This is a genomic window from Pseudomonas sp. Con_6, from assembly GCF_059379395.1.
This window is the reverse complement of sequence record NZ_CM182011.1, coordinates 2,444,486-2,468,831: the sequence shown is the minus strand read 5'-3', so window position 1 is coordinate 2,468,831 and position 24,346 is coordinate 2,444,486. Positions and strand designations below refer to the sequence as shown.

General features: G+C 64.1%; 25 protein-coding genes and 2 tRNA genes. 14 read left to right on the top strand and 13 right to left on the bottom strand.

Features of this window, described 5'->3' with window-relative positions; genetic code table 11:
• The first annotated feature begins 16 nt into the window (after positions 1-16).
• The 4 genes from AC5QPF_RS11060 to AC5QPF_RS11045 are packed head-to-tail and all read left to right on the top strand — an operon-like array spanning position 17 to position 5,306.
• Positions 17-2,656, top strand: a complete 2,640-nt coding sequence (locus tag AC5QPF_RS11060) for a hypothetical protein (protein WP_494963253.1) — start codon at positions 17-19, stop codon at positions 2,654-2,656.
• An 8-nt stretch (positions 2,657-2,664) separates the two neighbouring features.
• Positions 2,665-3,024 (top strand): hypothetical protein, encoded by a 360-nt coding sequence (locus AC5QPF_RS11055; RefSeq protein WP_494963252.1) that lies wholly within the window; start codon positions 2,665-2,667, stop codon positions 3,022-3,024.
• Complete coding sequence (locus tag AC5QPF_RS11050; protein ID WP_494963251.1) at positions 3,025-3,777, top strand: hypothetical protein; 753 nt, start codon at positions 3,025-3,027, stop codon at positions 3,775-3,777. It begins immediately after the preceding gene.
• 5 nt (positions 3,778-3,782) lie between these two features.
• Positions 3,783-5,306 carry a dynamin family protein gene (locus AC5QPF_RS11045; protein ID WP_494963250.1) on the top strand — a complete coding sequence of 508 codons (1,524 nt, stop codon included), beginning with the start codon at positions 3,783-3,785 and terminating at the stop codon, positions 5,304-5,306.
• 123 nt (positions 5,307-5,429) lie between these two features.
• On the opposite strand, the gene AC5QPF_RS11040 is transcribed toward AC5QPF_RS11045, so the two are convergent.
• Positions 5,430-5,570: a hypothetical protein gene (locus AC5QPF_RS11040; protein ID WP_494963249.1), complete on the bottom strand. Its 141-nt coding sequence runs from the start codon at positions 5,568-5,570 to the stop codon at positions 5,430-5,432.
• Between the two features lie 149 nt (positions 5,571-5,719).
• On the opposite strand from AC5QPF_RS11040, the gene AC5QPF_RS11035 reads away from it, so the two are divergent.
• From AC5QPF_RS11035 to AC5QPF_RS11025, 3 genes are all read left to right on the top strand, one after another.
• Positions 5,720-7,816 carry an AAA family ATPase gene (locus AC5QPF_RS11035; protein ID WP_494963248.1) on the top strand — a complete coding sequence of 699 codons (2,097 nt, stop codon included), beginning with the start codon at positions 5,720-5,722 and terminating at the stop codon, positions 7,814-7,816.
• Positions 7,817-7,898: 82 nt separating this feature from the next.
• The gene (locus AC5QPF_RS11030) at positions 7,899-8,909 is read left to right on the top strand and encodes a WYL domain-containing protein (protein WP_494963247.1); all 1,011 of its coding nucleotides are present in this window, start codon (positions 7,899-7,901) and stop codon (positions 8,907-8,909) included.
• 30 nt (positions 8,910-8,939) lie between these two features.
• Positions 8,940-9,482 carry a GIY-YIG nuclease family protein gene (locus AC5QPF_RS11025; RefSeq protein WP_494963246.1) on the top strand — a complete coding sequence of 181 codons (543 nt, stop codon included), beginning with the start codon at positions 8,940-8,942 and terminating at the stop codon, positions 9,480-9,482.
• Positions 9,483-9,484: 2 nt separating this feature from the next.
• Here AC5QPF_RS11025 and AC5QPF_RS11020 read toward each other — a convergent pair whose 3' ends face one another.
• The 6 genes from AC5QPF_RS11020 to AC5QPF_RS10995 form a co-directional block, all read right to left on the bottom strand.
• Positions 9,485-10,234 (bottom strand): NAD-dependent protein deacylase, encoded by a 750-nt coding sequence (locus AC5QPF_RS11020; protein WP_494963245.1) that lies wholly within the window; start codon positions 10,232-10,234, stop codon positions 9,485-9,487.
• 17 nt (positions 10,235-10,251) lie between these two features.
• Positions 10,252-10,500 (bottom strand): hypothetical protein, encoded by a 249-nt coding sequence (locus tag AC5QPF_RS11015; protein WP_494963244.1) that lies wholly within the window; start codon positions 10,498-10,500, stop codon positions 10,252-10,254.
• A gap of 347 nt (positions 10,501-10,847) precedes the next feature.
• Positions 10,848-10,924 (bottom strand) — tRNA-Val (locus AC5QPF_RS11010).
• A 133-nt stretch (positions 10,925-11,057) separates the two neighbouring features.
• Complete coding sequence (locus AC5QPF_RS11005) at positions 11,058-12,227, bottom strand: ATP-binding protein (protein ID WP_494963243.1); 1,170 nt, start codon at positions 12,225-12,227, stop codon at positions 11,058-11,060.
• Entirely contained in the window at positions 12,220-13,032 is an 813-nt protein-coding gene (locus AC5QPF_RS11000; protein ID WP_494963242.1) for an alpha/beta fold hydrolase, read from the bottom strand. The genes AC5QPF_RS11005 and AC5QPF_RS11000 overlap by 8 nt, the downstream gene beginning before the upstream one ends.
• 317 nt (positions 13,033-13,349) lie before the next feature.
• Positions 13,350-13,426: transfer RNA gene (locus AC5QPF_RS10995), tRNA-Val, on the bottom strand.
• 224 nt (positions 13,427-13,650) lie between these two features.
• Here AC5QPF_RS10995 and AC5QPF_RS10990 point away from each other — a divergent pair.
• Positions 13,651-14,934, top strand: coding sequence for an NAD(P)/FAD-dependent oxidoreductase (locus tag AC5QPF_RS10990; RefSeq protein WP_458976129.1), 1,284 nt, complete (start codon positions 13,651-13,653; stop codon positions 14,932-14,934).
• Positions 14,935-14,988: 54 nt separating this feature from the next.
• Here the strand turns inward: AC5QPF_RS10990 and AC5QPF_RS10985 are convergent, their stop codons facing one another.
• Complete coding sequence (locus AC5QPF_RS10985; protein WP_494963241.1) at positions 14,989-15,717, bottom strand: PA2778 family cysteine peptidase; 729 nt, start codon at positions 15,715-15,717, stop codon at positions 14,989-14,991.
• A gap of 153 nt (positions 15,718-15,870) precedes the next feature.
• Between AC5QPF_RS10985 and AC5QPF_RS10980 the strand changes: the two genes are divergently transcribed.
• Positions 15,871-16,056: a hypothetical protein gene (locus AC5QPF_RS10980; protein ID WP_494963240.1), complete on the top strand. Its 186-nt coding sequence runs from the start codon at positions 15,871-15,873 to the stop codon at positions 16,054-16,056.
• Positions 16,057-16,158: 102 nt separating this feature from the next.
• Here the strand turns inward: AC5QPF_RS10980 and AC5QPF_RS10975 are convergent, their stop codons facing one another.
• Positions 16,159-16,908, bottom strand: coding sequence for a TerC family protein (locus AC5QPF_RS10975; protein WP_494963239.1), 750 nt, complete (start codon positions 16,906-16,908; stop codon positions 16,159-16,161).
• A gap of 38 nt (positions 16,909-16,946) precedes the next feature.
• Positions 16,947-17,183, bottom strand: coding sequence for a hypothetical protein (locus AC5QPF_RS10970; RefSeq protein WP_494963238.1), 237 nt, complete (start codon positions 17,181-17,183; stop codon positions 16,947-16,949).
• Positions 17,184-17,316: 133 nt separating this feature from the next.
• Between AC5QPF_RS10970 and nhaR the strand changes: the two genes are divergently transcribed.
• Positions 17,317-18,222 carry a transcriptional activator NhaR gene (gene nhaR / locus AC5QPF_RS10965; RefSeq protein WP_494963237.1) on the top strand — a complete coding sequence of 302 codons (906 nt, stop codon included), beginning with the start codon at positions 17,317-17,319 and terminating at the stop codon, positions 18,220-18,222.
• Here nhaR and AC5QPF_RS10960 read toward each other — a convergent pair.
• Complete coding sequence (locus AC5QPF_RS10960) at positions 18,203-19,351, bottom strand: MFS transporter (RefSeq protein ID WP_494963236.1); 1,149 nt, start codon at positions 19,349-19,351, stop codon at positions 18,203-18,205. The genes nhaR and AC5QPF_RS10960 overlap by 20 nt on opposite strands.
• 143 nt (positions 19,352-19,494) lie before the next feature.
• Here AC5QPF_RS10960 and sstT point away from each other — a divergent pair, with 143 nt between their 5' ends.
• Positions 19,495-20,703 carry a serine/threonine transporter SstT gene (sstT, locus tag AC5QPF_RS10955; RefSeq protein WP_494963235.1) on the top strand — a complete coding sequence of 403 codons (1,209 nt, stop codon included), beginning with the start codon at positions 19,495-19,497 and terminating at the stop codon, positions 20,701-20,703.
• A gap of 97 nt (positions 20,704-20,800) precedes the next feature.
• Complete coding sequence (locus AC5QPF_RS10950) at positions 20,801-21,445, top strand: DUF480 domain-containing protein (RefSeq protein ID WP_494963234.1); 645 nt, start codon at positions 20,801-20,803, stop codon at positions 21,443-21,445.
• 111 nt (positions 21,446-21,556) lie between these two features.
• Here AC5QPF_RS10950 and AC5QPF_RS10945 read toward each other — a convergent pair whose 3' ends face one another.
• Entirely contained in the window at positions 21,557-22,369 is an 813-nt protein-coding gene (locus AC5QPF_RS10945; protein WP_494963233.1) for a shikimate 5-dehydrogenase, read from the bottom strand.
• Positions 22,370-22,529: 160 nt separating this feature from the next.
• On the opposite strand from AC5QPF_RS10945, the gene AC5QPF_RS10940 reads away from it, so the two are divergent.
• Complete coding sequence (locus AC5QPF_RS10940) at positions 22,530-22,880, top strand: hypothetical protein (protein WP_494963232.1); 351 nt, start codon at positions 22,530-22,532, stop codon at positions 22,878-22,880.
• A 99-nt stretch (positions 22,881-22,979) separates the two neighbouring features.
• Positions 22,980-23,162, top strand: a complete 183-nt coding sequence (locus AC5QPF_RS10935; protein ID WP_494963231.1) for a hypothetical protein — start codon at positions 22,980-22,982, stop codon at positions 23,160-23,162.
• A gap of 68 nt (positions 23,163-23,230) precedes the next feature.
• Here AC5QPF_RS10935 and AC5QPF_RS10930 read toward each other — a convergent pair whose 3' ends face one another.
• Complete coding sequence (locus tag AC5QPF_RS10930) at positions 23,231-24,346, bottom strand: carboxylate-amine ligase (RefSeq protein ID WP_494963230.1); 1,116 nt, start codon at positions 24,344-24,346, stop codon at positions 23,231-23,233.

Here is a 24,346-nt window from a genome sequence, read left to right as displayed (position 1 = left end):
GAACAAGGACATCCGCATGGATACCCCGGAAAAGACTCTTCCCGATTCGGTGTACAAGCGCTACATCGCCAGGCTCACACAGATCATCAGCGACTCGATGAACAAACACGTCTTATGGTGGATCAGGGTAAACGCCGCGCAACACAACGTCATGCTCTACGACAGCCGCAGCGGGCTGCTCTGGGATGCCGCTCCCGATCCGACATCGACCTCCAGTACCGTCGATGCCAGGAAGAACGCCGCCGAGCTGCGGATCGCGACACTTGCGGGCTGGCGCCTGCCGGCCAAGACAGAGCTGACAGCCTTCGCCAGGCACTCGGCAAACCCGCTGCGCAAGGGCTCGAAGAATCGCCTGCTGGACAAGGATAACTGGGCCACCGATACAGGCACGGTCGACCTCGACAGCGATGACACCTTCCCCCAGCGTCACGGTGCCTTGATCGCCTGCCATGACCTGCTGGTGGGCAAGAGCCGGACCGAGGTGGCGGGCATGGCACTCCAATTGGGCTGGCAGATGCTCGACGGCATCCAGGACAAACCCCTGCCGCTCAACATGCTGGAGGAAGAGCCGGACCTTCAGAGCGCCTACTTCGATATCGACTTCATCTCCGCCCGCCTGCCCGAACTCGAAGGTACCCAGTTTACCGACCCCAACAAAGGCCTCTGGGAATTCTGGGGCATGGACCCGGCCCTTCTCGACCGGCATGGCGTGCGCGCACGCAACCCGGCACTGGATGTGCGCGACTGCAACGTCGCCATCGACTTCGGCACCAGCAGCACCGTGGTGGCCTATGACGACAACGACCAGCACAAGCTCCTGCGTATCGGCATGGGCAACTACTGGGACCAGGAGCGTCCCGAGCACTACGAGAACCCCACCCTGCTGGAGTTCATCAATTTCCCCGGCCTGTTCGATGCATGGCAAAGCGAGACCTTCCGCCCTGGCGTGTCGTGGGATCACGTGCACTGCTCGCACACCGCCCTGCAGTCCTTGCGCGACAACAAGAGCAACCCGCGGGTGGTGGCCAGCACACTGGCCAAGATCAAGCACTGGGCCCTGCGCGAAAACACCGCACCACGCCTGCGCCTGAGCGACCGCAACGAGCCCCAAGGCCTGGAGCACGAACTCGCCGCCCTGACCCTGCGCAACCCCGTGCGCGGCCAGGCCATGAGCGTCAGCCCGCAGGACCCGTTCGACCCGATCGAGCTGTATGCCTGGTTCCTCGGGCTGAATATCAACTGGCGCGGCCGCGGCCTGTTCTTGCGCTACTACATGACCTTCCCGGTGGGCTACCCGCGTGAGGTCAAGGACAAGATCCTCGCCTCGTTCCGTCGCGGCCTGCTGCGCAGCCTTCCGGCCTCGCTGGTCGGTGAACCGGCCTTCGCCGACTTCAGCGTGGAGGAGCGCGCCTCCGAGCCGGCCGCCTATGCCGCCGGCACCATGCCGCGCCTGGGTATCACGCCGAGCGCCGAGGGCGTGGCGTATGGGGTGTTCGATTTCGGCGGCGGCACCACCGACTTCGACTTCGGTCGCTACCGCCTGCCCACCGCAGACGAAGAAGACGAAGGCAAAGAAGAAGTCTTCGAGCATTTCGGTGCAGCCGGCGATCGCTTCCTTGGTGGCGAAAACCTCCTGGAGCACCTGGCGTACCAGGTATTCCGCCAGAACCTGGAGATCTGTCGCAAACACCGGATTGCCTTCAGCCGACCACTGGACGCGGAGGATTTCGCCGGCAGCGAAATGTTCCTCGAACAGACCCAGGCCGCCTCGACCAACATGGTCATGCTCATGGCGCGCCTGCGTCCGCTCTGGGAGAACGGCGCACCGGACAGCGCGTCCGGGATCGAAACCCTCGACCTGCTGGACCGCGAGGGCAACAAGGTAAGCTGCCAGCTGGCAGTGCCCGTGGAGGCACTCGAGGGGTACCTGCAACAGCGCATCGAACAGGGCGTATGCAATTTCCTCGCGGCACTGGACAAGGCCTTCGCCGGGCAGCACCCGGAACAGGTGCAGATTTTGCTGGCGGGCAACGCCAGTCGTTCGCGCTGGGTGCGGGAGGCGTTCGAGGCCTTGGCCGAGAGCCATGACCCCGCTGCCGGACGCAGTGAATCGCAGGCCCGGATAGGTCGCTATGCCGAGCAGTTGTTCCATGACCGCAAGCTTTCGCTGACGGTGCACGCGCCCCTGCCCGCCTGCGAGCAGAACCCGTTTACCCCCACGGCCAAGACCGGTGTCGCTCTTGGCCTGCTGCGTCTGTGTCCAGGTAGCGCGGTCAAGGTGGTCAACTGCGCCCAGGCGCAGTCCGGCGATGAAGCACCGTTCGCTCACTACGTCGGCCGCGTGCGCCAGGCACATTTCCAGGCGGTCATCGTCCCGGGAGCGGAGTACGAACAGTGGCACGAACTCGGCGCGCCGAGCGAGGGTGTCTTCAACCTTTACCACTCGCAATCGCCTCACGCGCACACCGGCGCGATGAAACAGGGCGAGCCCGGCCTGTTCAAGCAGCGCCTGGCACTGTCTGGCGCGCTTCACGGGCATCGGCTCTTCGCGCGTATCGTTGGCCCTTCGCTGCTCGAGTATTGCACCGCGCTGTCGGTGCAGGACGCCGGCGACGGCACCTGCAGCAACCTATCCACCCTCGACCTGGACAAGTGAGAACCCATATGGCGAACCGCCAGAACAAGACTCAGGCGAAAAGCAAGAGCCGCCTGGACGCCGCCACGGCCGAGGCCCGCGCCAGCGAACTGCAGGCCCGCGCTGAACTGGAGCAACAGCGCCACGGCCAGTTGTGCCAACTGCTCGCCCTCACCTTGCCGAACCCTTGTGATGACTATCTCAGGCAACTGGCGACCACGGCCGTGCAAAGCCGGGCAATGACGGAGATCGCCACGTTGCAGGCACAGCTGCTGCAGGAACGCAAAGCCGCAGCCCAGGCCGCAGCGGCACCGCAGCCAAGCGCTGAGGGCTCGTCTACGGGCGCTTTCTGGGGGGATCATTTCTCCAGCCTTTTCGGGAAGATCTGAGTGAACAGCGACACCATTTCCCGGCAGCACCTGATCGATCGGCTGGAATGCCAACTGCGCGAGGATATCGCCCGCATCCACCTGCCCGACAGCCATAGCGCTGCCCGCCATGCCCTGCAACGACTGCAGGCGGTGGCCGAGCACTCACCGGCATTCATCGTCCTGCTCGCCGAGCCATGGCTCGACGCAACGCCCAGCGAGCGCACGCAACGACTGCTGCATGACTGCGCGCGGGTGCACCTCTACGCGCGCATCCTCGACGATGCGCTGGACGAAGATCTCGCCGTCTGCCGACAGAACCTGCTGCGCGCGCAGCCACTGTTCTGGGAAGCTGTGCAGCGCATCGGCGCGAACGTGTCGGCACCGACCGCCGATACCGCTGCGGGACTGATCCGGCAAACCGTGGCGGCCGTACAGCAGGATGACCTGCGGCGCGATCCTCGCCTGTGGGGCTCGAAGAATCACCATCTGCTGCTGGTGCCGCTGCTGCTCTCGGACGATAGCGCAGCCTACCGCGACTGCGAGGACGGTCTGTCGAACTTCATTGCCCTGGTCCAGGCCGGTGACGAATGGAAACAGGGCGCACTTGAGCACGCGCAGTTGTGTGGCCAGTTACTCGAGTTCATCACCCACTGCCTGGACACCGGCAGCCTGGCCCGACTCGATCGCCACGGCTGGCACAGCGTGGCCGAACGTATCGTCTGGAATGCCGAGCAATTGATCGGCGTGCTGTCTGCCCCTCTTCACACGTGACTGCCATGACCTTTGCCACTGCATCCCGAAACATCGCCTTTCCCCGCACACTCGCCCTGCAGCAGTTGCTGCTGGATTTCACCGCGAACCTGACGGACACACGTCCGCCAGCGGACGGCATCCTCACTGCACGCTTCGTCGGCGAGTTCTCCGCTGGCAAGACCCGCCTGCTGCGCGAGCTGTTCGGCGAGCGGATCCCGCCGGCACTGTTCCCCATCAGTTCCCTCGAGCGCCAGACCCGTCTGCCCCTGGAAATCACCTACGGCAGCACGCCAGCTCTCAGCCTGATCGAGCGTGAACATGACTACTCGGCGGCCGTGCCCCTCTCCTTCTACAGCGAATTCCCCGAGCGCCAGGCCCTCGCCCACCTCGACCCGATGAAGCATCGCCTGCGCCTGACCCTCGACGAACCGCGGTTGATCCTCCCCGAAGGTGATGGTTTCAGCGACGACAAGAGTCCCAAGCGCCTGTTCCTCATCGACACGCCAGGGTGGAATTCCGGTGACGACGCCATCGCCGAGCTGAGTGCCAGGTCGCTGATGCTCGGCCAGCACAACCTGGCGGTGGTCTATGTCTGCCAGGCCGCCCGGCTCGATGGCGCGACCAATGCCGAGCACCTTCAGGACTTCATGGCGGCCCTGGCCGAAGCCGATACCGACTTCCTCGGCCAGGCCAGGCTGCTGATGGTCGTCACCGCCTGCCCGGAACAAGAGGCAGCGCACCTCAAGCAACGCGCCCGGGACCTGGCCCTGCGCCTGTGGGGTGAGCTCGACCGCGACGCCAGCGAGCTGGAACTGGAGATCTTCTGCATCGACTTCCAGGACCTGCCGTCGACCGACCTGCAGCACTTTCGCGAACGCTTCTGGCACAGCCTGCTCGCACCGCTGGGGCACAACGCCGGCACCGAGGTCGGCGACCCCTGCGCCGCCGCCATCAGGCGCTGGCCGGCAGAATGGGACCTGAGCGCGCCGCTGCGCGAGTGCGCAGACCTTCTGGAACGTGGCCGACAGTTGCTCGACAAGGCCCGCATCGAGGGTGATTTCGTCGCCGGAATGAACATGTACCGGCTGCTGGGGCTCAAGCCCGCGGAGCTTCGCGAGAAGGTGCGCAAGACCTGGCTACGTCAACTGGCCTGCACTGCCGACACACTCAAGGACTGGTCGATACCGTCCCTGCCGGCCGGGCATCCCTTGGCACAATGGTGGGAACACTACTGGCAACTGGAGATGAATCGCCTGATCGGCCCGATCCGCAAGTTCTTCGCCAAGGCGCTGCGCGCCATCGAGCAACTGACCCCGGAAACCGAGGACTTGCAGGAACACTTCAAGCAACATCTGGAGAGCCGCCACGCCGCTGCCACGGCGTTGCTCGGCGGCAGTTTCGCCTGCCTGGTCCGTGGGGTACCGGCCCTGTGCGAGACGCCCGCGGCAGAACGCCGGGTCGCGACGCTGCTGTCACTCTCGCTGTTGCAGAGCCGTTACGAGGATTATTACCAGCATCATCAGGCAGTACTGGAGCGCTCTGCCTGAGCTTCGCAGCCCGTAGTGCCTGGATCGGTGGCCTGTACCACTGACCAGGCCTCGGGTCACCCTTGCGTTTTGACCGCAAGGACGACACGCCCCTTGGAGACGCCCTCCTCAGGGCGACGCCTGCTACCCGGCGGTGCGTTCCTGAGCGGCGGCCTTCTTCAAGGCTTCGTTTTCCTCCTCCATCTCCCGGTACTTGCGATAGAGATCGAAGCCCTTCTGCACCACCACCACCAGACCTACCGTCGCCAACACATTCTTCAGCATTGCCAGTTCCTCCGAGGCACCTTGCGTGAAGTACAGACTGGCACCCGGGCGCGACAGATTGTGTCGAGCCCGCACAGCCATCGCGAGCGACACATCCTGACTACCCCCAGCGCCATCCTGCACACCGTATAGCCTCGAGGAGACACGGTATGGGTCGTCGCATCACCCCCTTCGCCTTTGGCAGCCATCGTGCTGTCGACACCTGCGCACTTTCCCTGAAGTGGAGCTATCAACTGCTTCTGGAACTGGGGGGCCATCGCACTTTCATCTGCCGCCACGGCCTGAATGACGATGATCTGGCCCGCGAGCTGGGCCTGGAAAAATGGATCGACGGTGACGACTACAGTGTCGCCCGGGCACTGGGAGACCTGCGCAAAAATGCTCGGAGCTTCCAGGCACAGCACCCGCAAGCGGACTATCCGGACAACCTCGCCAACAACCTCGTGGCGCTGGGCAACCTGCTCGGCCTGTCTGATGCCGAACTGCAGATTCTGGGCTTCTGTGTGCTCATGCACTGCGATCCGACCCTCAGCGATGCGACCGACCAACTGGGCATGCTCGGCCTCAACCGGGCGATGAAAACGCTCTCGGTGCTGCTCGGCCTGCCGCTGGCCAAGGTGGAAGCCTGTCTGGGCCACGCCAGCCCGTTGATGCGTTGCGGCCTGCTCGATATCAGCACCAGCAACCGTGCGGCCATGGCCCTGAGCTCGATGCTGTCGGTGAGCAACCAGGAGTTACCCGGCCTGCTGCGTTTCAGCAAGGGCCGCCCGCTGGAGCTGTTCGCCTACGCCTTTCGCCCCAGCCCGCCGGGCAGCCTGGGCGCCGAACACTACGGGCATATCCGCCAGCCGCTGGGCATCGCCGAACGCTACCTGGGCAAAGCCCTGGCACGCCGGCGCCAAGGTGTGAACATCCTGCTGTACGGACCTCCCGGGACCGGCAAGACCCAACTGAGCCGCCTGCTGGCGAAGAGCCTCGACTGCGCACTATACGAAGTGGCCTGCACCGACCGTCACGGCGATCCCATACTGGCCAGGCAACGCCTCGCTTCGCTGCGCGCAGCCAACAGTGTGCTGCACGCACAACGCGCCTTGCTGGTGCTGGACGAGATCGAAGACATCTTCCACAGCGCCAGCACCGAGGCCGGCAGCCGCTCTCAGAAGGGATGGATCAATCGCATGCTGGAAGAGAACAGCCTGCCATGCTTCTGGCTGAGCAACAGCATCGAGGCGATCGACCCCGCCCACGTGCGCCGCTTCGACCTGGTCATCGAAGTGCCCAACCCGCCCCTGGCCCAACGCAAACGGATGCTGCGCGAATGCAGCGGCGGCAAGCTCGGCGAAGCACTGATGGAGCACCTCTGCGCCCACGAGGAGATGACCCCCGCCGTGCTGGAACGCGCCGTACGGGTGGGCCGCAGCGTTTCGCAACGCGCGGGCAAGGTGCTCGACGACAGCATCCGCTGCATCGTCGACGGCACGCTGAAGGCCCAGGGCTTCGACAAGCTGCAGAGCCAGGCGGCCGCGCTACCGGGCTTCTATTCGCCGCAATGGATCAACGCCGATCTGGCTCTCGACGGCCTTGTGGACGGCCTGCGCGCCTGGCCGCAAGCACGCCTGTGCTTCTATGGCCCGCCGGGTACCGGCAAGACCGCATTCGGCCACTGGCTGGCGCAAGAGCTGGACAAGCCACTGATGGTGAAGCGGGTTTCCGACCTGGTCTCGCCGTATGTCGGTAACACCGAGAAGAACCTGGCGGACGCCTTCGAACGGGCGCACCAGGAGGATGCCGTGCTCCTCCTCGACGAAGTCGACAGCTTCCTCCAGGACCGGCGCAATGCCCGGCAGAGCTGGGAGGTCACTGCGGTCAACGAAATGCTCACGCAGATGGAGAGCTACCGCGGCCTGTTCATCGCCTCGACCAACCTGATCGCCGATCTGGACGAAGCCTCCCTGCGGCGTTTCGACCTCAAGGTGCATTTCGGCTACCTGGCCGCAGACCAGGTCTGCAGCCTGTTCGATGCCCACCTCAAAGCACTGGCCCTCAAGGATCCACAGCACCGTGCCAGCCTGCGCCTGCGCGGGGAAGCCCGGCTGACCCCGGGGGATTTCGCCGCGGTGGCCCGCCGCGGGCGCTTCCGCCCGTTCGCCAGCGCCGACGAGCTGGCCGCCGCGCTGCTCGCCGAATGTCGCCTGAAATCCGGAGCGCCGCAGCGGCCAATCGGCTTTCAACAGTGGACGCACTAAAGGTTGCCAGCCCCTCGCCGATAGAGGGGCGGGCCTACAGAGCTAGCCAAAGGCCAGCTTTCACTCAACAAGGATGATTCTCTTGCCTTCAGCCAAGACCCACAGCGCGTTGAATCGACAATGGGAGCTGCTGCAGCAGTTGCCCAAGCGTGCTCCCGGCATCACCGTGACCGAACTGTTGATGCGCCTGACCGCCGCCGGCTACAGCATCAGTCGCCGCAGCATCGAACGCGACCTGCGCGACCTGTCGCTGGTCTTCCCCTTGCAGTGCAATGACGGCGGCACGCCGTTCGGCTGGTACTGGAAACCTGGCGTGAGCGTCGAGCTTCAGGGCGTTACCCTGACCGAAGCCGTCAGCCTGGCGCTGGTCGAGGATGCGGTACGCCCCCTGTTGCCGGGCAGCATGCTCAGCGTGCTGGAACCGCGCTTCGAACACGCCCGGCAAAAACTCAAGGGCCTGGGCGATGGCAACCCCGCCGCACGCTGGCCGGACAAGGTCGCCAGCGTACGGCCCGACTTCAACCTGCACGCTCCGGAAATCCAGGCTGACCTCCTGGAGGCGTTGCAGCACGCGCTGATCAGCGAACGCCAGGTGCGCTGCCAGTACTATTCCGCGCATACCGACAAACTCAGCGAACTGACCCTCAACCCCCTGGCTATCGTGCAACGCGGGCTCATCACTTACCTGATCGCCACCGCCGCGCCCTACACCGACATCCGCCAGTTCGCCGTGCATCGCTTCCGCACCGCCACGGTGCTCGATTCGCCGTGCCAGGGCCTGGATGCCTTCGAGCTGCAGGCCTACCTGGACAGCGACGCCCTGCAATTCGGCAAGCCGGAGAAGATCAGCCTGCAAGCCTGGGTCAGCGAGCACCAGGCACGCCTGATCCGCGAGACGCCGCTGAGCGCCGACATGCAGCTCGAACCGCTGGAGCAGGGCTTCAGCCTGCGTGCGACGGTGACCGATACCTGGCAACTGCGCTGGTGGATCCTGTCCCTGGGCGATGCCTTTGTGGTTCGCGAGCCCGCGACCCTGCGCCAGCAGATCGGCGACACCCTGAAGCGCGCTGCGGCCGCCTATGAGCCCGCGTGAAAGCGGCCCAACGCCCCCTGTTCGAGAGTCATGAAGATCATGTTGAATGCCGCCACGCTGACCGACATTGCCAGCAACCTGCGTAACCTGGCTGCCGATGTGCAGCGCACAAGCCTCGATGCCCCATGGCAACTGAGCATTCCCTTCAGCGCCATCCGTGACGGCGACCTGGGCCAGTTGCAGCCGATAAAGGACCGGTCCACCCGCGGAGCACGCTACATCTATGCATTCCGGGTGGCCGAGGACGACTGCGCGGCGCTGCATGCCGCCTTTGTCGCGGCCAGGCAAGCGGGCACAGGGGGACGCGCGTATTGCCGCGTGAACACCGCCTCGCCCCTGCTCTACGTCGGCAGTTCCGCGAACCTGCATTCGCGGATGAAAGATCACCTGGGCTTTGGCTACAAGAGCACCTACGCCATGCACCTGAGCCATTGGCTGCCGACACGCGAAGGGAACATCAACCTGCAGGTTTGGGAGTTCGCCGAGACGACCCCATCGGCCGTCATCCAGGCCATAGAAGACGGCCTGTGGGCCCTGGGCCAACCGATGTTCGGCAGGCAGGGCGCGCGCTAGGCTCAACGCTCTGGCGGTACCAACAAGCGCGGCAGAAGGTCTGCCGCCTTGCCGACCAGGGTGAATTCGCTGTCACCTTCGACAGCCTGCGGATCGAGGTTCACGTGCACCAGCGCGGCGCCCTGCTGGCGGGCAACCCGGGGAATCTGCGCCGCCGGCATGACCAGCCCCGAGGTGCCAACCGATAGCAGCAGGTCGCAGTCGCGGGCAGCCGCCAGGGCATCGCGCCAGGGCTGCTCCGGCAACGATTCGCCAAACCAGACCACTCCGGGCCGGATCCTGCCATTGCAGCGCCGGCAACGGGGCGGCTCGATCCGGCCGCCCTCGCCCCCGGCATCCGCCTCGTCGAGCACGCCGTCGTACGGCCGCGCACAGGCGAAGCAGCGCGGCGCATGCAGGCTGCCATGCAGATGGATCACACCCCGGCTACCTGCGCGTTCATGCAAGTCATCGACGTTCTGGCTGATCACGGTGAGCACGGGCACCTGCCGTGCCAGTTCGGCAATGGCCAGGTGCGCGGCATTCGGTGTCGCGGCGAGCACCTTGGCGCGACGCCATTCATACCAGCCCCAGACCAGCGCCGGATCGGCCCGAAAGGCCTCGGCGGTAGCCAGGGCAGCCGGGTCGAAGCGGCTCCACAAGCCGCTCAGGGCATCGCGAAAGGTCGGAATGCCACTTTCCGCAGATACGCCCGCGCCGGTAAACACCACCACATGGCGGGCCTCACCCAGCCGACGTTGAATCTCGATCATGGCGTCTCCTTGTTCCGTCATGCCTGAGTGCGCAGCTCATCCAGGCTACGCCGCAACTGCGCCACAAGGACCTTCTCGGCCTGCAGCGCCTGCTTCAGTTCGCGGTTCTCTTCGGCATGCCACCAGTCGCGGCGCTGGCGCTCGCGGGTGGTGACATGCCAGTGGTCCAGCGCACGCGACAACCTGCCACCCTGCAGATACTGCACCACCAGCACCAGCAGAATCAGCCCCTGAAGGGCAAGGAACAACCAGCTGTGCGGGATCATGGGCGATTCCCTGCGGCATCCGGCGAAAACGTCACGACAAGAAGCAAAACGATAGGGTCGGGGCACATGGGATCAACCTTCTGCAAAAACCTTCGATCAACCCATTATCGAAATGTCCACGACACTTTATGTCGTCAACGCACCGCGATACGCCCTGCCTGATGTGGCTGTCCAGGTGCGTTGGCGCCGCGCCGGGACAGTGTGGTCGAACTCCAAACCCAGGGACTTGTGCACAGCCATGGCGAGGAGCGTTTCCACCGCCACCAGCCTGCTCGCCATCGGCCACGGGGGGGGCAGAAGCAAAACGAAAAAGGGCGATCCTTTCGGATCGCCCTCTTCGCGATGTTTGGTAGGCACAATTGGACTCGAACCAACGACCCCCACCATGTCAAGGTGGTGCTCTAACCAACTGAGCTATGTGCCTGCTGTGGGGCGGCATTCTACGCATTTGGCTGAGGCTGTCAACACCCTTGTTGCAGAAAATCTGCAAAAAAATCAGCGACTTCAAAAACCTCCCACCAGGAACGACACGTGAGAACGGGATGCCGCCTCTGACCTCAGACCAGACCGGAGGGCAACCTTATGGAGAAGGTGGTCCCGTACACCACGCTCGATGTCATCCCGATGGTGCCACCATGCGCTTCGGCGATTTGCTTGACGATGAACAAACCGAGCCCTATCGAGCGCAGCGAACCCTGGTGCTCACCGCCTCGCGTCATCGGCTCGAACAAGGTCGGCACCAACGCATCGGCGATGGCCGGCCCATGGTTGTGTACACTCAGAGTTGCACCGTTTTCCGAAAGATCGACGGTCAAGGTAATTGGAAATTGCAGGTCGCCGTAGGCCACGCTGTTTGCGATCAGGTTGCCGATCATCTGCTGCAAGCGCTCCTCATCTATCTCGAAAGTGCCAGTGCCTCGCGAACAATAACGGATGTTGGCACCGATGAAGGCAACCCTGAGTTCCTGTACGCATCGGTCCATCGCCTTAGGCAGATCGACCCGCCGGCGGCGGATCCTGATGCCCTGGCCGAGCCTGACCGAGGCGAAGTCCAGCAAATCGACGATCATGCCCTGCACCCGATCGGCGGAGGCGCCAATGCTCTCCAGCAAGCGGCGCGCCTTGTCGGTCTGAGCGTCCTCCTCCAGCATCTGGCTGGCCATCTTGATGGCGGTCATCGGGTTCTTCAGGTCATGGCTGGCGATAGCAACCATCTGCTCGGCCAGCACTGCCCTGCGCTGGGCATTGTCGTACGCCGCTGCAAGGTCGGCCTGAGCCCGCTTGAGCGCCGCCTCTGCACTGACTTTTTCCGCCAGTAGCTGCTCGGCACGCTGCATGGCCACGAACACGGCCCCCTCGTTGCGGTTACGCTCCGTAATGCTGAACAGTGCCAACTGGTACCGAATTCCCTCGGCCGTTTCACGCCGGACGCCGTTCAGCAGCATCGAAACAAGATGCCCGTCGTGATGACGCAGCTCGAGTTTCACCTCCGACACCGAGCCTTGCATGTTCAGCAATGGCCCCCAATGGGTGAGCAGGAAGGTCCGCCCCACCACCGTCAGCAGTTGCTCGAAACTGCGCGCTTGCAACGCGTCTTTGTCGTATCCCAGCCAGTTGCCAAGCGTCTGATTGCAGCGCAGCAGCGTACCATCGGCCGCCATGACGACCAGCCCGCAAGGTGCGTTGTCGAAAAACGCATCGTTCGAAAGCAAGGCCATGTCATCCATGGCCAAAACCATGACGCGCGAAAAATGAATCCATGGCCGCAGAACAGGCACTGGGCGCACTCAACTGCGGGTAATGCCCGATATTGTCGATCAGGCTGAGATGGCTGTTGGGCAGGACGTTATGCAGAAACTCCCCCACGACCACAGGCACGACCGGGTCGGCGGTGCATTGCAGGATCAGGGTCGGCGTGTCCAGGCCCATGATGTCCTGCCGATGGTCGGACATGAAGATGACACGGGCGAAGTGCCGCGCAACCTGCGGATCGGTACGACAGAAACTGCCAGCCAACTCGTCCTGCAGTTCCGATTGCCCCGACGCACCCATCAGTACCGGAGCCATGGTGCTGGACCACCCCAGGTAATTGTCATCGATCATGGCGAGCAGCGACTGCAGGTCATCCCGGGAAAAGCCGCCGGTGTAGGTGTCGGAATCGATGTAGCACGGCGAGCCCCCGATCATCACCAGCGCCGCGATTCGGCCTTTTCGCTGACGCTCCGCCAAGGCGCCAATCATCGCACTGACCGAATGGCCAACCACGATGACCGGCCCCTCGCCACATTCGTCGATGATTTCGTTGAGATCCGAGACATAGCCCCAGAGCGTCCCGTACTTTTCCCAGTCATAGACACCGAGGTCCGACTGCCCTGCACCTACCAGGTCATACGTGATCACACGGAAACGCGTGACCAGATGCGGAAGCAGGAACTTCCACATGGACTGATCACTGCCGAAGCCATGAGACAGGATCACGGTTGCACTGCCGCTGCCAGTCATGTGCACGTTGTTACGCTTTTGCAGGGTCATTACCTATCCCGATGTCGTTCAACGTCATGCTGAGCAGTAAAAGCCGTCCCGGCTGCCATTGAGATTAGTCGATACGTGAAGCGAGCGACCTGAAGGCGGGGCCATCCATATCCACGCCATGTCATTCGACACAATACGCGATACAGCATGGCGAACCAGGGATTTTGCAGCAAATACCCGCTCGATTACCGGTGAGCCACGCCACAGCGGAAGATGGCAGCATCACGTTGAGAACGCCGCCTGAGGACCAGGCAGAAAACAAAAAGGGCGACCCCTTCGGATCGCCCTTCAAGTGCCCGGAAACCGGGGCTTTTGTTTGGTAGGCACAATTGGACTCGAACCAACGACCCCCACCATGTCAAGGTGGTGCTCTAACCAACTGAGCTATGTGCCTGCTGTGGGGCGCATTCTACGCTTACGACAAAACGTGTCAACCAATTTTTCAGCTAAAGCACTGAATAATAAAAATTTTTATCGCGACACCCGGTCCGGCCCACGGCTTTCGTCCGATTTCGAACAGGCGGCTGGCGGGTGTTTATTATTATTGATAGGATTGGCGCATTCGTAAAAAATACAAAACACACAACTACAAAGTCACAGATTAGAGGTTCCCCGCGCATGGCCACCATCGCCTACCCACAATCGTACTACGCCGCCTCGGCCAATCCGGTGCCACCGCGTCCTGCCCTGCAGGAAGAAGTACAGACCGACGTCTGCGTCATCGGCGCCGGCTACACCGGCCTGTCCAGCGCCCTGTTCCTGCTGGAGAACGGCTTCAGCGTGACCGTGCTGGAAGCGGCCAAGGTCGGCTTCGGCGCTTCGGGCCGCAACGGCGGCCAGATCGTCAACAGCTACAGCCGCGACATCGATGTCATCGAGCGCACCGTCGGCCCGCGCCAGGCACAACTGCTGGGCCAGATGGCCTTCGAAGGCGGGCGCATCATTCGCGAACGCGTGGCCAAGTACGACATCAAGTGCGACCTGAAGGACGGTGGCGTATTCGCCGCCATCACCAGCAAGCAGATGGGTCACCTGGAATCGCAGAAGCGCCTGTGGGAGCGCTTCGGCCACACCCAGCTGGAACTGATGGACAAGAACCGCATCCGCGAAGTGGTGGCCTGCGACAACTATGTCGGCGGTATGCTCGACATGAGCGGCGGTCACATTCACCCGCTGAACCTGGCGCTGGGCGAAGCTGCCGCCGTGGAATCCCTGGGTGGCAAGATCTACGAACAATCCCCGGCGGTGCGCATCGAGCGCGGTGCCAACCCGGTGGTGCACACCCCGAACGGCCGCGTACGCGCCAAGTTCATCATCGTCGCCGGTAACGCCTACCTCGGTGGCCTGGTGCCTGAGCTGGCCGCCAAGTCGATGCCGTGCGGCACCCAGGTGATCACCACCGAACCGCTGAGCGACGATCTGGCGCGCACCCTGCTGCCGCAGGACTACTGCGTCGAGGACTGCAACTACCTGCTCGACTACTACCGCCTGACCAGCGACAAGCGCCTGATCTTCGGCGGCGGTGTGGTCTACGGTGCCCGCGACCCGGCGAACATCGAGGCGATCATCCGTCCGAAGATGCTCAAAGCCTTCCCGCAGTTGAAAGACGTGAAGATCGACTTCGCCTGGACCGGCAACTTCTTGCTGACCCTGTCGCGCCTGCCGCAGGTCGGCCGGATCGGCGACAACATCTACTACTCCCAAGGCTGCAGCGGCCACGGCGTGACCTACACCCACCTGGCCGGCAAGGTCCTGGCCGAGGCCCTGCGCGGCCAGGCCGAGCGCTTCGACGCTTTCGCCGAACTGCCGCACTACCCGTTCCCGGGTGGCCAGATGTTCCGCGTGCCGTTCAGTGCGATCGGTGCCTGGTACTACTCGCTGCGTGACCGTCTGGGCGTGTAAACCCCAAGAAAGCCGCCGGCCCCACAGGGCCCGGCGGCTTTCTTTTGAATAGGTTTAACGCCCGATGGCGTCAACGGCCCGCCGCGCAGCCTGTTCCTGCCCTGCCTGGGCCAGGTCGTTGGCTGCCTTGAGCCAGCGCTGCCGGTCCACCCGGGCCGGCAACTGCTGCGGTTGCTGCACCAGCACCGCCCATGCGCCTTCTTTCTTCCACGCCGACTCGAACGAATCGAAGTCCATCAGCATCCGCCGATTGTTGCCCGCGCGCAGCAGCACCCGCTGCTTATAACGGTCGTAACCGACCATCAGGGCATAACGGGGCTCGCTCCAGAACGCCGAACCCTCCTGGTAACGCACCAGCACCGGATACCCCGCAGCCACCTGGCCGAGCAAGGCCGGCAGGTTGCTGTCCAGCGGATACACCACCATCCCGTACTGGCGCGCCACGGTCGCCATGGACTGCTGCAGGCGCTCCTGGTCCTTCGGCAGCTTCAGGGCTTCTTCCACCATGCCCGGGGTGATGCGCACGCCCTGCTGGGACAGGATCGCCGCCAGCGCCATCGGCGCGCTCTGGTGGGCATTGCCGCGGAAGAACGGCACCGAGCTGAGCTCAACCCGCTGCGGCAGTTGCTTGAGTTCGGCAGGCGGCTGGCTGGCGCACCCGCCAAGGGCGGCCGCCACGAGAATGGCCGCCAGCAGGCGACGCGGTGTTGCACAAAGGATCGGCATGGGTCCTCGCTTGAACTGTCGCCGGGCAGACAGCGCCCGGTCCTGAGGGGCGATCATAGGCCGACGGACGGCGCAGGCATAGCCCGCGTCTGGCTTGGAACAAAGCGGTCTGAGCGCCAGACCTTTGTTCAATACCCTGAAATAAATGAGCATCTAGACTTAAGGGGTGTCTGAATACAGGTCCCGCCTGTAACGACAAAGGAGGCAACCATGAGCCTGACCATGGCCATCTTCATGTTGATCGCAGCCTGGCTGAGCGTCGCCGCTGCCATGTTGTGGGGCGTACTGCGCATCGCCCGTCGTCATCACCTGCATCACCAGGATCCGCATCCGCAGGCCAAGGCAGCGGCGCCAGCCCATCGCCGTGCGGCGCGGCGCCACGCTAGCGCTCACTGAACCATTGGGGCCGCCGAGCAAGCTCGCTCCCACAGGGTTATTCCATAAAAAAGGGGCTCCATCAGGAGCCCCGTAACTTACAGCACGCAACAGATTCGGTCGTCAGCCTTCAGCCGCCTCGCGGCGCTCACGGGCACGGCGCGACATGATGTTGAGCACCTCGATCGCTGTAGAGAACGCCATCGCCGCATACACGTAGCCTTTCGGTACATGGGCGCCGAAGCCTTCGGCGATCAGGGTCATGCCGATCATGATCAGGAAGCCCAGGGCCAGCATCACCACGGTCGGGTTGTCGTTGATGAACCTGGCCAGCGGGTCCGCTGCTACCAGCATCACGATCACGGCACTGATCACGGCGATGATCATGATCGGCAGGTGCTCGGTCATGCCCACTGCGGTAATGATGCTGTCGATCGAGAAGACGATGTCCAGCAACAGGATCTGGCCAATGGCCGCCGCGAAGCCGATGGTAATGGTAGACGACACGGCGGATTCTTCCTTGGCCCGCGGATCCACGCTTTCATGGATTTCCTTGGTGGCTTTCCACAGCAGGAACAGGCCACCGGCAATCAGGATCATGTCCTTCCACGAGAAGCTGTGACCGAGGATGTCAATCACCGGTTCCGTGAGCTGGACGATCCAGGCCACCGTGCTGAGCAGCGCCAGACGCATGACCAGGGCCATGCTGATACCGATGCGGCGGGCCTTGGACCGGTACTCCACGGGCAGCTTGTTGGTCAGGATCGAGATGAAGATCAGGTTGTCGATACCCAGGACAATCTCCATGGCCACCAGGGTGGCCAGGGCGACCCAGGCGGTCGGGCTTGCAGCGAGTTCCAGCAGGTATTCCATGAATCAGATCCTGAATTGTCGATTATTGAAAAAATAGGTCAGATTTTCTGACCGTCAGCTTCCTTGGGTTCTTCTTTTTCCGCTTTCTGCGAGCCGGTGGCTTCGCTCAGCGCCTGCTGGGCCGCTTCGTTGGTCTTGTCGATGGCCTGCTTGGCCGACTCGGCAGCCTGGTTGAGCACCTGCTGGGCGGATTTCTCGGCCTGCTCGCAGCCCGTCATGGCGAACAGGGCGAGTACCAGGACCAGGGGCGTACCGATGGATTTGATGTCGAGCATGTTGTCCTCACTGGAATTCAAGCCGGCGCCCGGGAACAGCGCCGCGATGGAGGGCATTCTAGAGAGCTGAAATCTTCAGAAAAATTCGTATTTTCAGCGGTTATACTTCGGTTTTTCCGAAGAGTGAGGCGCCATGCTCAACTACCGCCAAATGCACTACTTCTGGGTCGTGGCCAAGACCGGCAGCATCGTCCGCGCCTGCGAGCAGCTGAACCTGACCCCGCAGACCATCAGCGGGCAGATCAGCCTGCTGGAGCAGACTTACGGCATCGAGCTGTTCCAGCGCGTCGGTCGTCAGCTGGAACTCACCGAGACCGGGCGCCAGGCGCTGTCCTACGCCGAACAGATGTTCCAGATCGGCGGCGAGCTGGAGGCCATGCTGCGCGCCCAACCCAACGAACAGCAGCGCCTGTTCCGCGTCGGTGTCGCCGATGTGGTGCCGAAATCCATCGTCTATCGGCTGATCGCGCCGACCATGGAACTGGCCGAGCCGCTGCGCATCAGTTGCCGCGAGGACAAGCTGGAGCGCCTGCTCGCCGACCTGGCGATCCAGCGTCTGGACCTGGTGATCTCCGACAGTCCCATGCCCGGCCATCTGGACATCAAGGGCTACAGCCAGAAACTCGGCGAATGCGGCATCAGCTTCCTCGCCACCCCGGAGTTGGCGGTGCGCCAGCCCCTGCCCTTCCCCGCCTGCCTGCAGCACGCGCCTTTGTTGATTCCGGGCCAGGAAACCATGGTGCGCAACCGCCTGCTGCGCTGGTTCGCCGAGCAGCAACTGCAGCCGCGGATCGTCGGCGAGTTCGACGACAGCGCACTGATGCAGGCCTTCGGCAAGTCCGGCAGCGGCATCTTCATCGCTCCCAGCGTAATCGCCGAGGAGGTCTGCCGGCAGTACGGCGTCGAGCTGGTCGGCCAGACCGATGCGGTCACCGAGTCGTTCTACGCCATCTCGGTGGAGCGCAAGGTCAAGCACCCCGGCATCGTCGCCATTACCGAAGGCGCGCGGCGCGAGCTGTTCAACTGGCCGCTGGCTTGAAGCGCCTCAGCCACAGGGCGAGCAGCACTGAACAGGCGATCAGCAATGCAGCGACATAACCGACGCTGGCAAGCCCCAGGTGCTCGATCACCCGCCCGCCAGTCAGTGCGCCCAGGCCGATGCCGAGATTGCCTCCGGCAACGTTGAGCGAGGCGCCAAAGGCAGGCGCCGTGGGCGCGGCCTTGATCACCCGGACATGGCTGACCAGGAACAGCGCCGCCTGGGTGCAGCCCCACAGCGCCAGGGCCAGCACCAGGCCGACGGGCGAGTGGATCACCGGCACCACCAGCAGCAGGGCGAGCACCAGCAACCCGCAGAACCCCGCCGAAGCCAGCAGCGGATGGCGATCCACGGCACGTCCGCCCAGGCTGTTGCCGATCAGGCCGACCGCGCCGAAGCCCATCAGGTACCAACCGACGGTTTTGCCATCGAAGCCTGCCAGGCGCTCCAGCAGGTCGGCGAGGTAGGTATAGGCGGTGAACATGCCGCTGAACACCAGCACCGAAAGCAACACATGACCTTGCAACAACCGGCCGCGCAACAGGCCGAACTGGCTGCGCAGCGAGGTCGCCTGGCTCTGGCGCGGCGTGTGCGGCAGGTAGCGCCAGAGCAGCAGCGCCTTGACCAGCGCCAGCCCGGCCAGCAGGGCGAAAGCCGCGCGCCAGCCGAAGGCATCGCCGAGCAACGTACCCAGGGGAATGCCGAAGACCATGGCGCAGACCACGCCGAAGCTGATCTTGCTGATGGCCCGCCCGGCATAGGCCGGGCCGACGATATCCACCGCCGTCTCGCTGGCCAGCGACCAGAACACCGGCAGGCCCAGCGCCGGCACCAGCCGCGCCACGGCCATCACCGCGTAGTTCGGTGCCAGCGCTGCCAGGGCGTTGGCCCCGGCGAACAGCAGCAACACCCCGACGAACAGGCGCTTGCGCTCCAGACGCGCGCACCAGGCGGTGAGGAAGGGGCCGAAGCAGGCCACGGTGAAGGCGAAGAAGGTCACAAGCAGCCCGGCCTGGGGCACGCTGACGTCGAGGTCGCGGGCGATCCCCGGCAACAGGCCGACGATAAGGAACTCAGTGGTGAGGACGGTAAAGCCGGCCGCGGCCAGCAACAGGATAGGCAGGAACATCCGGACTCCGACTATGAACGGCCGCGCATGGTAACAGCGGCACCGACCAGTGCCATCGGTAATGACCGTCACCCTGTGCTAAAGTCCCGCCCTTTTTTCACGTTCCTCATACATCCGCGCACAAGATCCGAGAAAATTCGCACATGATGCCCCTTTTGAAACTGCTCGAGCGCACCAGCCTGGTGGTGCAAATCCTGATCGGCCTGGTGGCCGGCATCACCCTGGCCCTGGTGGCCCCCCAGGCTGCGGCCAGCCTGGCCTTCATCGGCAAGCTGTTCGTCAGCGCGCTGAAGGCCGTGGCACCGATCCTGGTGTTCATCCTGGTGATGGCCTCGATCGCCAACCACAAGCACGGCCAGGAAACCCATATCCGCCCGATCCTCGTGCTGTACCTGTTCGGCACCTTCGGCGCAGCGGTGGTCGCGGTGGTGGCGAGCATGCTGTTCCCGTCGGAACTGGTGCTGAACACCGGCGACGCGCAGATGAGTGCGCCGGGCGGTATCGGTGAAGTGCTTCAAGGTCTGTTGCTGAGCGTGGTCGACAATCCGGTCAAGGCCCTGATGAACGGCAACTTCATCGGTATCCTGGCCTGGGCCATCGGTCTGGGCGTCGCCGTGCGCCATGCCGGCGAAACCACCCGCACCGTGCTGGAAGACCTGTCCAACGGCGTGACCCTGATCGTGCGCGTGGTGATCCGCTTCGCCCCGCTGGGTATCTTCGGCCTGGTGGCCGCGACCCTGGCCGAATCCGGCCTCGATGCTCTGCTCGGCTACCTGCACCTGCTGCTGGTACTGATCGGCTGCATGCTGTTCGTGGCCCTGGTGATGAACCCGCTGATCGTCTGGTGGAAGATCCGCCGCAACCCGTTCCCGCTGACCCTGCTGTGCCTGCGCGAGAGCGGCATCACCGCGTTCTTCACCCGCAGCTCGGCAGCCAACATCCCGGTCAACCTGGCCCTGAGCGAAAAGCTCGGCCTGCACGAAGACACCTATTCGGTCTCGATCCCGCTGGGCGCTACCATCAATATGGCCGGTGCTGCGATCACCATCACCGTGCTGACCCTGGCCGCCGTGCATACTCTGGGCATCGCCGTCGACCTGCCAACCGCGATCCTGCTCAGCGTCGTCGCTGCCGTCTGTGCCTGTGGCGCCTCCGGCGTGGCCGGCGGTTCGTTGCTGCTGATCCCGCTGGCCTGCAGCCTGTTCGGCATCCCCAGCGAAGTCGCCATGCAGGTGGTGGCCGTGGGCTTCATCATCGGCGTGCTGCAGGATTCGGCGGAAACTGCGCTGAACTCCTCCACCGACGTGCTGTTCACCGCAGCGGCCTGCCAGGCAGAGGAACGCCGCGCCTGATCGCACCGCGACCGATGGCGCAAAGCCATCGGTCGCTTGTGTTTTCCCCCGTTGCGCACCTAGGCTAGTGGCCCTTTCCTTGTATCGAGACAGGGCCATGTCCGCCGATCACGAAACCTCCGCCGTCCGCTTCACCCCTGCCGAAGTCCGCATTCTCGGCTCGCTGATCGAGAAACAGGCGAGCAACCCGGAAACCTATCCCCTGACGCTCAACGCGCTGATGCTGGCGTGCAACCAGAAGACCAGCCGCGAGCCGGTGATGAACCTGACCCAGGGCCAGATCGGCCAGAGCCTGCGCAACCTGGAAGGCCAGGGCCTGGTGCGCCTGCAGATGGGCAGCCGCGCCGACCGCTGGGAACAGCGGGTGGACAAGGCGCTGGAGCTGGTGCCGGCGCAGTTGATCCTGATGGGGCTGATGTTCCTGCGCGGGCCGCAGACCCTGAACGAACTGCTGACCCGTAGTCAGCGCATGCATGAATTCAGCGATACCGACGAGGTACTGCACCAGCTGGAACGCTTGATTGCTCGCGATCTGGCCCTGCACCTGCCGCGCCAGGCCGGACAGCGGGAGGATCGCTATACCCATGCGCTGGGTGATCCGGAAGAGATCGAAGCGATCCTGAGTGCGCGCCAGCAAGGGCCGGAGCGGGTGGCCAGCGGGGTGTCGGCGGAGCGGATCGAGGCGCTGGAGGCCAGGATCGCGGCGCTGGAAGAGCGTTTGGCTCGCTTGGAACAGGAGTGACCTTCAAGACCTCATCGCGGGCAACGCCCGCTCCCACAGGGTTCGGCGGTGTACGCGATCCTTGTGGGAGCGGGCGTTACCCGCGATGAGGCCCGAGAGAACACCGCAGATCTATCCCCGGGCAAAGGCCACCGCCCGCTCCACCTGCTCCCGGCTCGGCCTCACCCCGGTATACAGCACGAACTGCTCCAGCGCCTGCAAGGCAATCACCTCCAGCCCGGTAATCACCTGCTTGCCGCACACCTCGGCCGCCACGATCAACGGCGTACGTGCCGGCATCGCCACCACGTCGAATACCGTCCGCGCCGCGTCGATCGCCTCTTCGGCAAACGCCAGCTGCTGCGCCTCGGCCCCGCCGGCCATGCCGATCGGCGTGACGTTTACCAGCAAGGCCGGACGCAACTCGCCCAGCGCCGCCCGCCACTCATAACCACAGTTCGCCGCCAGTCGCCGGCCTGCTTCCTCGTTACGGGCGACGATGGTGCCCTGGTCAAACCCGGCATCGCGAAACGCACAGGCCACCGCCTTGGCCATCCCGCCGCTGCCGCGCAAGGCAAAGCGCTGCGCCGGATCCAGCCCATGCTGCTCGATCAACTGGCGCACTGCCATGTAGTCGGTGTTGTAAGCCTTCAGGTGCCCATCGGTATTGACGATGGTATTCAAGGAATCGATGGCCGCCACCGACGGATCCAGCTCATCCACCAGCGCGATGCTGGCTTCCTTGTACGGCATCGACACCCCGCAACCGCGAATGCCCAGGGCACGAATCCCGCCGATCGCCGACGGCAGGTCCGGGGTGGTCATGGCCTTGTAGTAGTAATCCAGCCCCAACTGCTCATACAGGTGATTGTGGAAGCGCACACCGAAGGTACCGGGGCGCCCGGCAAGGGACATGCACAGGACGGTGTCTTTGCTGGGGGTCATCACGGACTCCTGGAAACCACGAAAGACGACAGTATGCCGACCGCTTATCGGCCCTTACAAAACCTTTACCAAGCACCCCGGCGAAACCTTTTGAAATAGCGGTCATAGTGGTATCCCCGACCCGTTCCACGGGCGGTGTTATGCCCTGCAAGGAGTCAACATGAACCGTTTTATCCCCGGTGTCGCCCTGCTGATCGGCGCCATGGCCCTGTCCGGACAAGCCTCCGCCCATGGTGGTGGCTGGGGACCGGGTCCGGTGATCGGCGCGGCTGTCGTGGGTGCCGTGGTCGGTGCTGCGGTGTCTGGCGGTCGCGACCGTACCGTGGTCGTCGAGCAACCAGCCTATTACCCGCCGCCGCCTCCGGCGCCGGTGTACTACCAACCGCCGCCCGCCCCGGTGGTCTATTACCAGCCGTACCCGGTCGTCGAACGCTATGTGCCGGCCCCACCGCCGCACTATCGCCGTTACTACGGCCCGCCACCGGTCTACTACGGGCCCCCGCGCTGGTAGTTGGTTTCATCAATGACGACTATTGAGAACACTGATTTCTCGCTGCCCGCATCGACGATTAAGGTACGAGCCATGAGTTCAGCAACTGGAGTAATCACCATGGCCACGATCAACATCATGTCCGTTGTCGGCAGCGCAGTCCCACCCGCCTTGCGGGACGTCGGTCTGCTGGTTTGCTGGTACCTGGTCCGCGATGGCGAAAAGATCGGCGGCCCGATCACTTCGCTCCCTGATGCCGAAGCCCGCGCACGGGATATCGCGCAGGAATCGTTCCAGGCCTGACTCGACCGTCTTTCCCTTGTGCGTTGCTCCGCACACCTCCCCTTGCCCCGCCTTCATGGCGGGGCTTTTTATTGGCCGGCGCTTTCCTCCAGCAACTGCTCCAGCACCAGGCGCAGCGCCTGCGGCTGGCTCGCGCCGCTCTGCCGGGCCAGGGCAAAGGTGGTCAGCTGGCGATCGGCACTGGTGCCGAACAGCAGGATCGAAGCGGCTTGGGCAAAGGCCTGGCGCGCTTCGTCCGAGGCCGGTTGCAGGCGGTTGGCGGTTTCGTCCAGCCACTGCCGGGCGGTCCGCGAGCCGCCGTGTTCGTCCAGGTACTGCCCGCGACGACCGAAGCGCATGGCGCGCCAGTAGTTTTCCTGCTCACACCAGAGCTTCGGCGCGTCAGGCGGCGGACAAGGACCTGGCTGCGCCACGGCCCACTCGACCATCTGGCGAAACAGCGCGGCGATGCACAGGGCATCCTCCAGCCGCGGGCAGGCGTCGCTGATGCGCAGTTCCAGGGTCGGAAAGCTCGAGGACGGGCGCAGCGCCCACCAGCAATCGCTGTCCGGGCGCAGCGAGCCGCTGTCGTGCAGGAATGCCAGGTAACGCTCATAGTCGGCCCAGTCGGCCAGCGGTTCCGGCAGCCCCATGCGTGGCCATTCCCCGCACAGCACCCGGCGATAACTGCAATAGCCGCTGTCCTGGCCTTCCCAGAACGGCGACGAGGCGCTGAGCAGCAACAGCAGCGGCAACCAGCCACGCACCCGGTTACTCACGGCAATACGGTCGATGCCCTCGGGTATGCCGACATGCACATGCAGGCCGCAGACCACGCTGTGCCGCGCCACTTGGCGATAGTCCTCGAACAACTGGCGAAAATGCGCCTGCGCCGCCGGGCGCTGGCTGTTCCAGCCGCCCAGCGGGTGGCTGGCGGCGTTCAGCAGGCCGACGCCGAGGTTCTCCAACTGCAACGCCAGGCGCTCGCGGCGCCCGGCGAAGAAGTCCCGGGCCTGGACCATGCTGTCCAATACCGGAGACACCAGTTCGATCTGACTGCGGAACATTTCCTGGGCGAAGTGCTCGCCGAGGACCTCGCGGCAGACCGCCAGCACCGGCGGCGGTGGATCGTCCAGCAGGCGGCCGCTGTCCAGGTCGACCAGCAGGTACTCTTCCTCGATGCCGAAGGTGCAGGCCTGGCCCAT

Bases quoted from the DNA above. Each gene is read 5' to 3' on its own strand.
- AC5QPF_RS11060 (WP_494963253.1), top strand. From the start codon at position 17: ATGGATACCCCGGAAAAGACTCTTCCCGATTCGGTGTACAAGCGCTAC.
- AC5QPF_RS11055 (WP_494963252.1), top strand. From the start codon at position 2,665: ATGGCGAACCGCCAGAACAAGACTCAGGCGAAAAGCAAGAGCCGCCTG.
- AC5QPF_RS11045 (WP_494963250.1), top strand. From the start codon at position 3,783: ATGACCTTTGCCACTGCATCCCGAAACATCGCCTTTCCCCGCACACTC.
- AC5QPF_RS11040 (WP_494963249.1), bottom strand. From the start codon at position 5,570: ATGCTGAAGAATGTGTTGGCGACGGTAGGTCTGGTGGTGGTGGTGCAG.
- AC5QPF_RS11035 (WP_494963248.1), top strand. From the start codon at position 5,720: ATGGGTCGTCGCATCACCCCCTTCGCCTTTGGCAGCCATCGTGCTGTC.
- AC5QPF_RS11025 (WP_494963246.1), top strand. From the start codon at position 8,940: ATGAAGATCATGTTGAATGCCGCCACGCTGACCGACATTGCCAGCAAC.
- AC5QPF_RS11020 (WP_494963245.1), bottom strand. From the start codon at position 10,234: ATGATCGAGATTCAACGTCGGCTGGGTGAGGCCCGCCATGTGGTGGTG.
- AC5QPF_RS11015 (WP_494963244.1), bottom strand. From the start codon at position 10,500: ATGATCCCGCACAGCTGGTTGTTCCTTGCCCTTCAGGGGCTGATTCTG.
- AC5QPF_RS11005 (WP_494963243.1), bottom strand. From the start codon at position 12,227: ATGGATGACATGGCCTTGCTTTCGAACGATGCGTTTTTCGACAACGCA.
- AC5QPF_RS11000 (WP_494963242.1), bottom strand. From the start codon at position 13,032: ATGACCCTGCAAAAGCGTAACAACGTGCACATGACTGGCAGCGGCAGT.
- AC5QPF_RS10990 (WP_458976129.1), top strand. From the start codon at position 13,651: ATGGCCACCATCGCCTACCCACAATCGTACTACGCCGCCTCGGCCAAT.
- AC5QPF_RS10985 (WP_494963241.1), bottom strand. From the start codon at position 15,717: ATGATCGCCCCTCAGGACCGGGCGCTGTCTGCCCGGCGACAGTTCAAG.
- AC5QPF_RS10980 (WP_494963240.1), top strand. From the start codon at position 15,871: ATGAGCCTGACCATGGCCATCTTCATGTTGATCGCAGCCTGGCTGAGC.
- AC5QPF_RS10975 (WP_494963239.1), bottom strand. From the start codon at position 16,908: ATGGAATACCTGCTGGAACTCGCTGCAAGCCCGACCGCCTGGGTCGCC.
- AC5QPF_RS10970 (WP_494963238.1), bottom strand. From the start codon at position 17,183: ATGCTCGACATCAAATCCATCGGTACGCCCCTGGTCCTGGTACTCGCC.
- nhaR (WP_494963237.1), top strand. From the start codon at position 17,317: ATGCTCAACTACCGCCAAATGCACTACTTCTGGGTCGTGGCCAAGACC.
- AC5QPF_RS10960 (WP_494963236.1), bottom strand. From the start codon at position 19,351: ATGTTCCTGCCTATCCTGTTGCTGGCCGCGGCCGGCTTTACCGTCCTC.
- sstT (WP_494963235.1), top strand. From the start codon at position 19,495: ATGATGCCCCTTTTGAAACTGCTCGAGCGCACCAGCCTGGTGGTGCAA.
- AC5QPF_RS10950 (WP_494963234.1), top strand. From the start codon at position 20,801: ATGTCCGCCGATCACGAAACCTCCGCCGTCCGCTTCACCCCTGCCGAA.
- AC5QPF_RS10945 (WP_494963233.1), bottom strand. From the start codon at position 22,369: ATGACCCCCAGCAAAGACACCGTCCTGTGCATGTCCCTTGCCGGGCGC.
- AC5QPF_RS10940 (WP_494963232.1), top strand. From the start codon at position 22,530: ATGAACCGTTTTATCCCCGGTGTCGCCCTGCTGATCGGCGCCATGGCC.
- AC5QPF_RS10935 (WP_494963231.1), top strand. From the start codon at position 22,980: ATGGCCACGATCAACATCATGTCCGTTGTCGGCAGCGCAGTCCCACCC.
- AC5QPF_RS10930 (WP_494963230.1), bottom strand. From the start codon at position 24,346: ATGGGCCAGGCCTGCACCTTCGGCATCGAGGAAGAGTACCTGCTGGTC.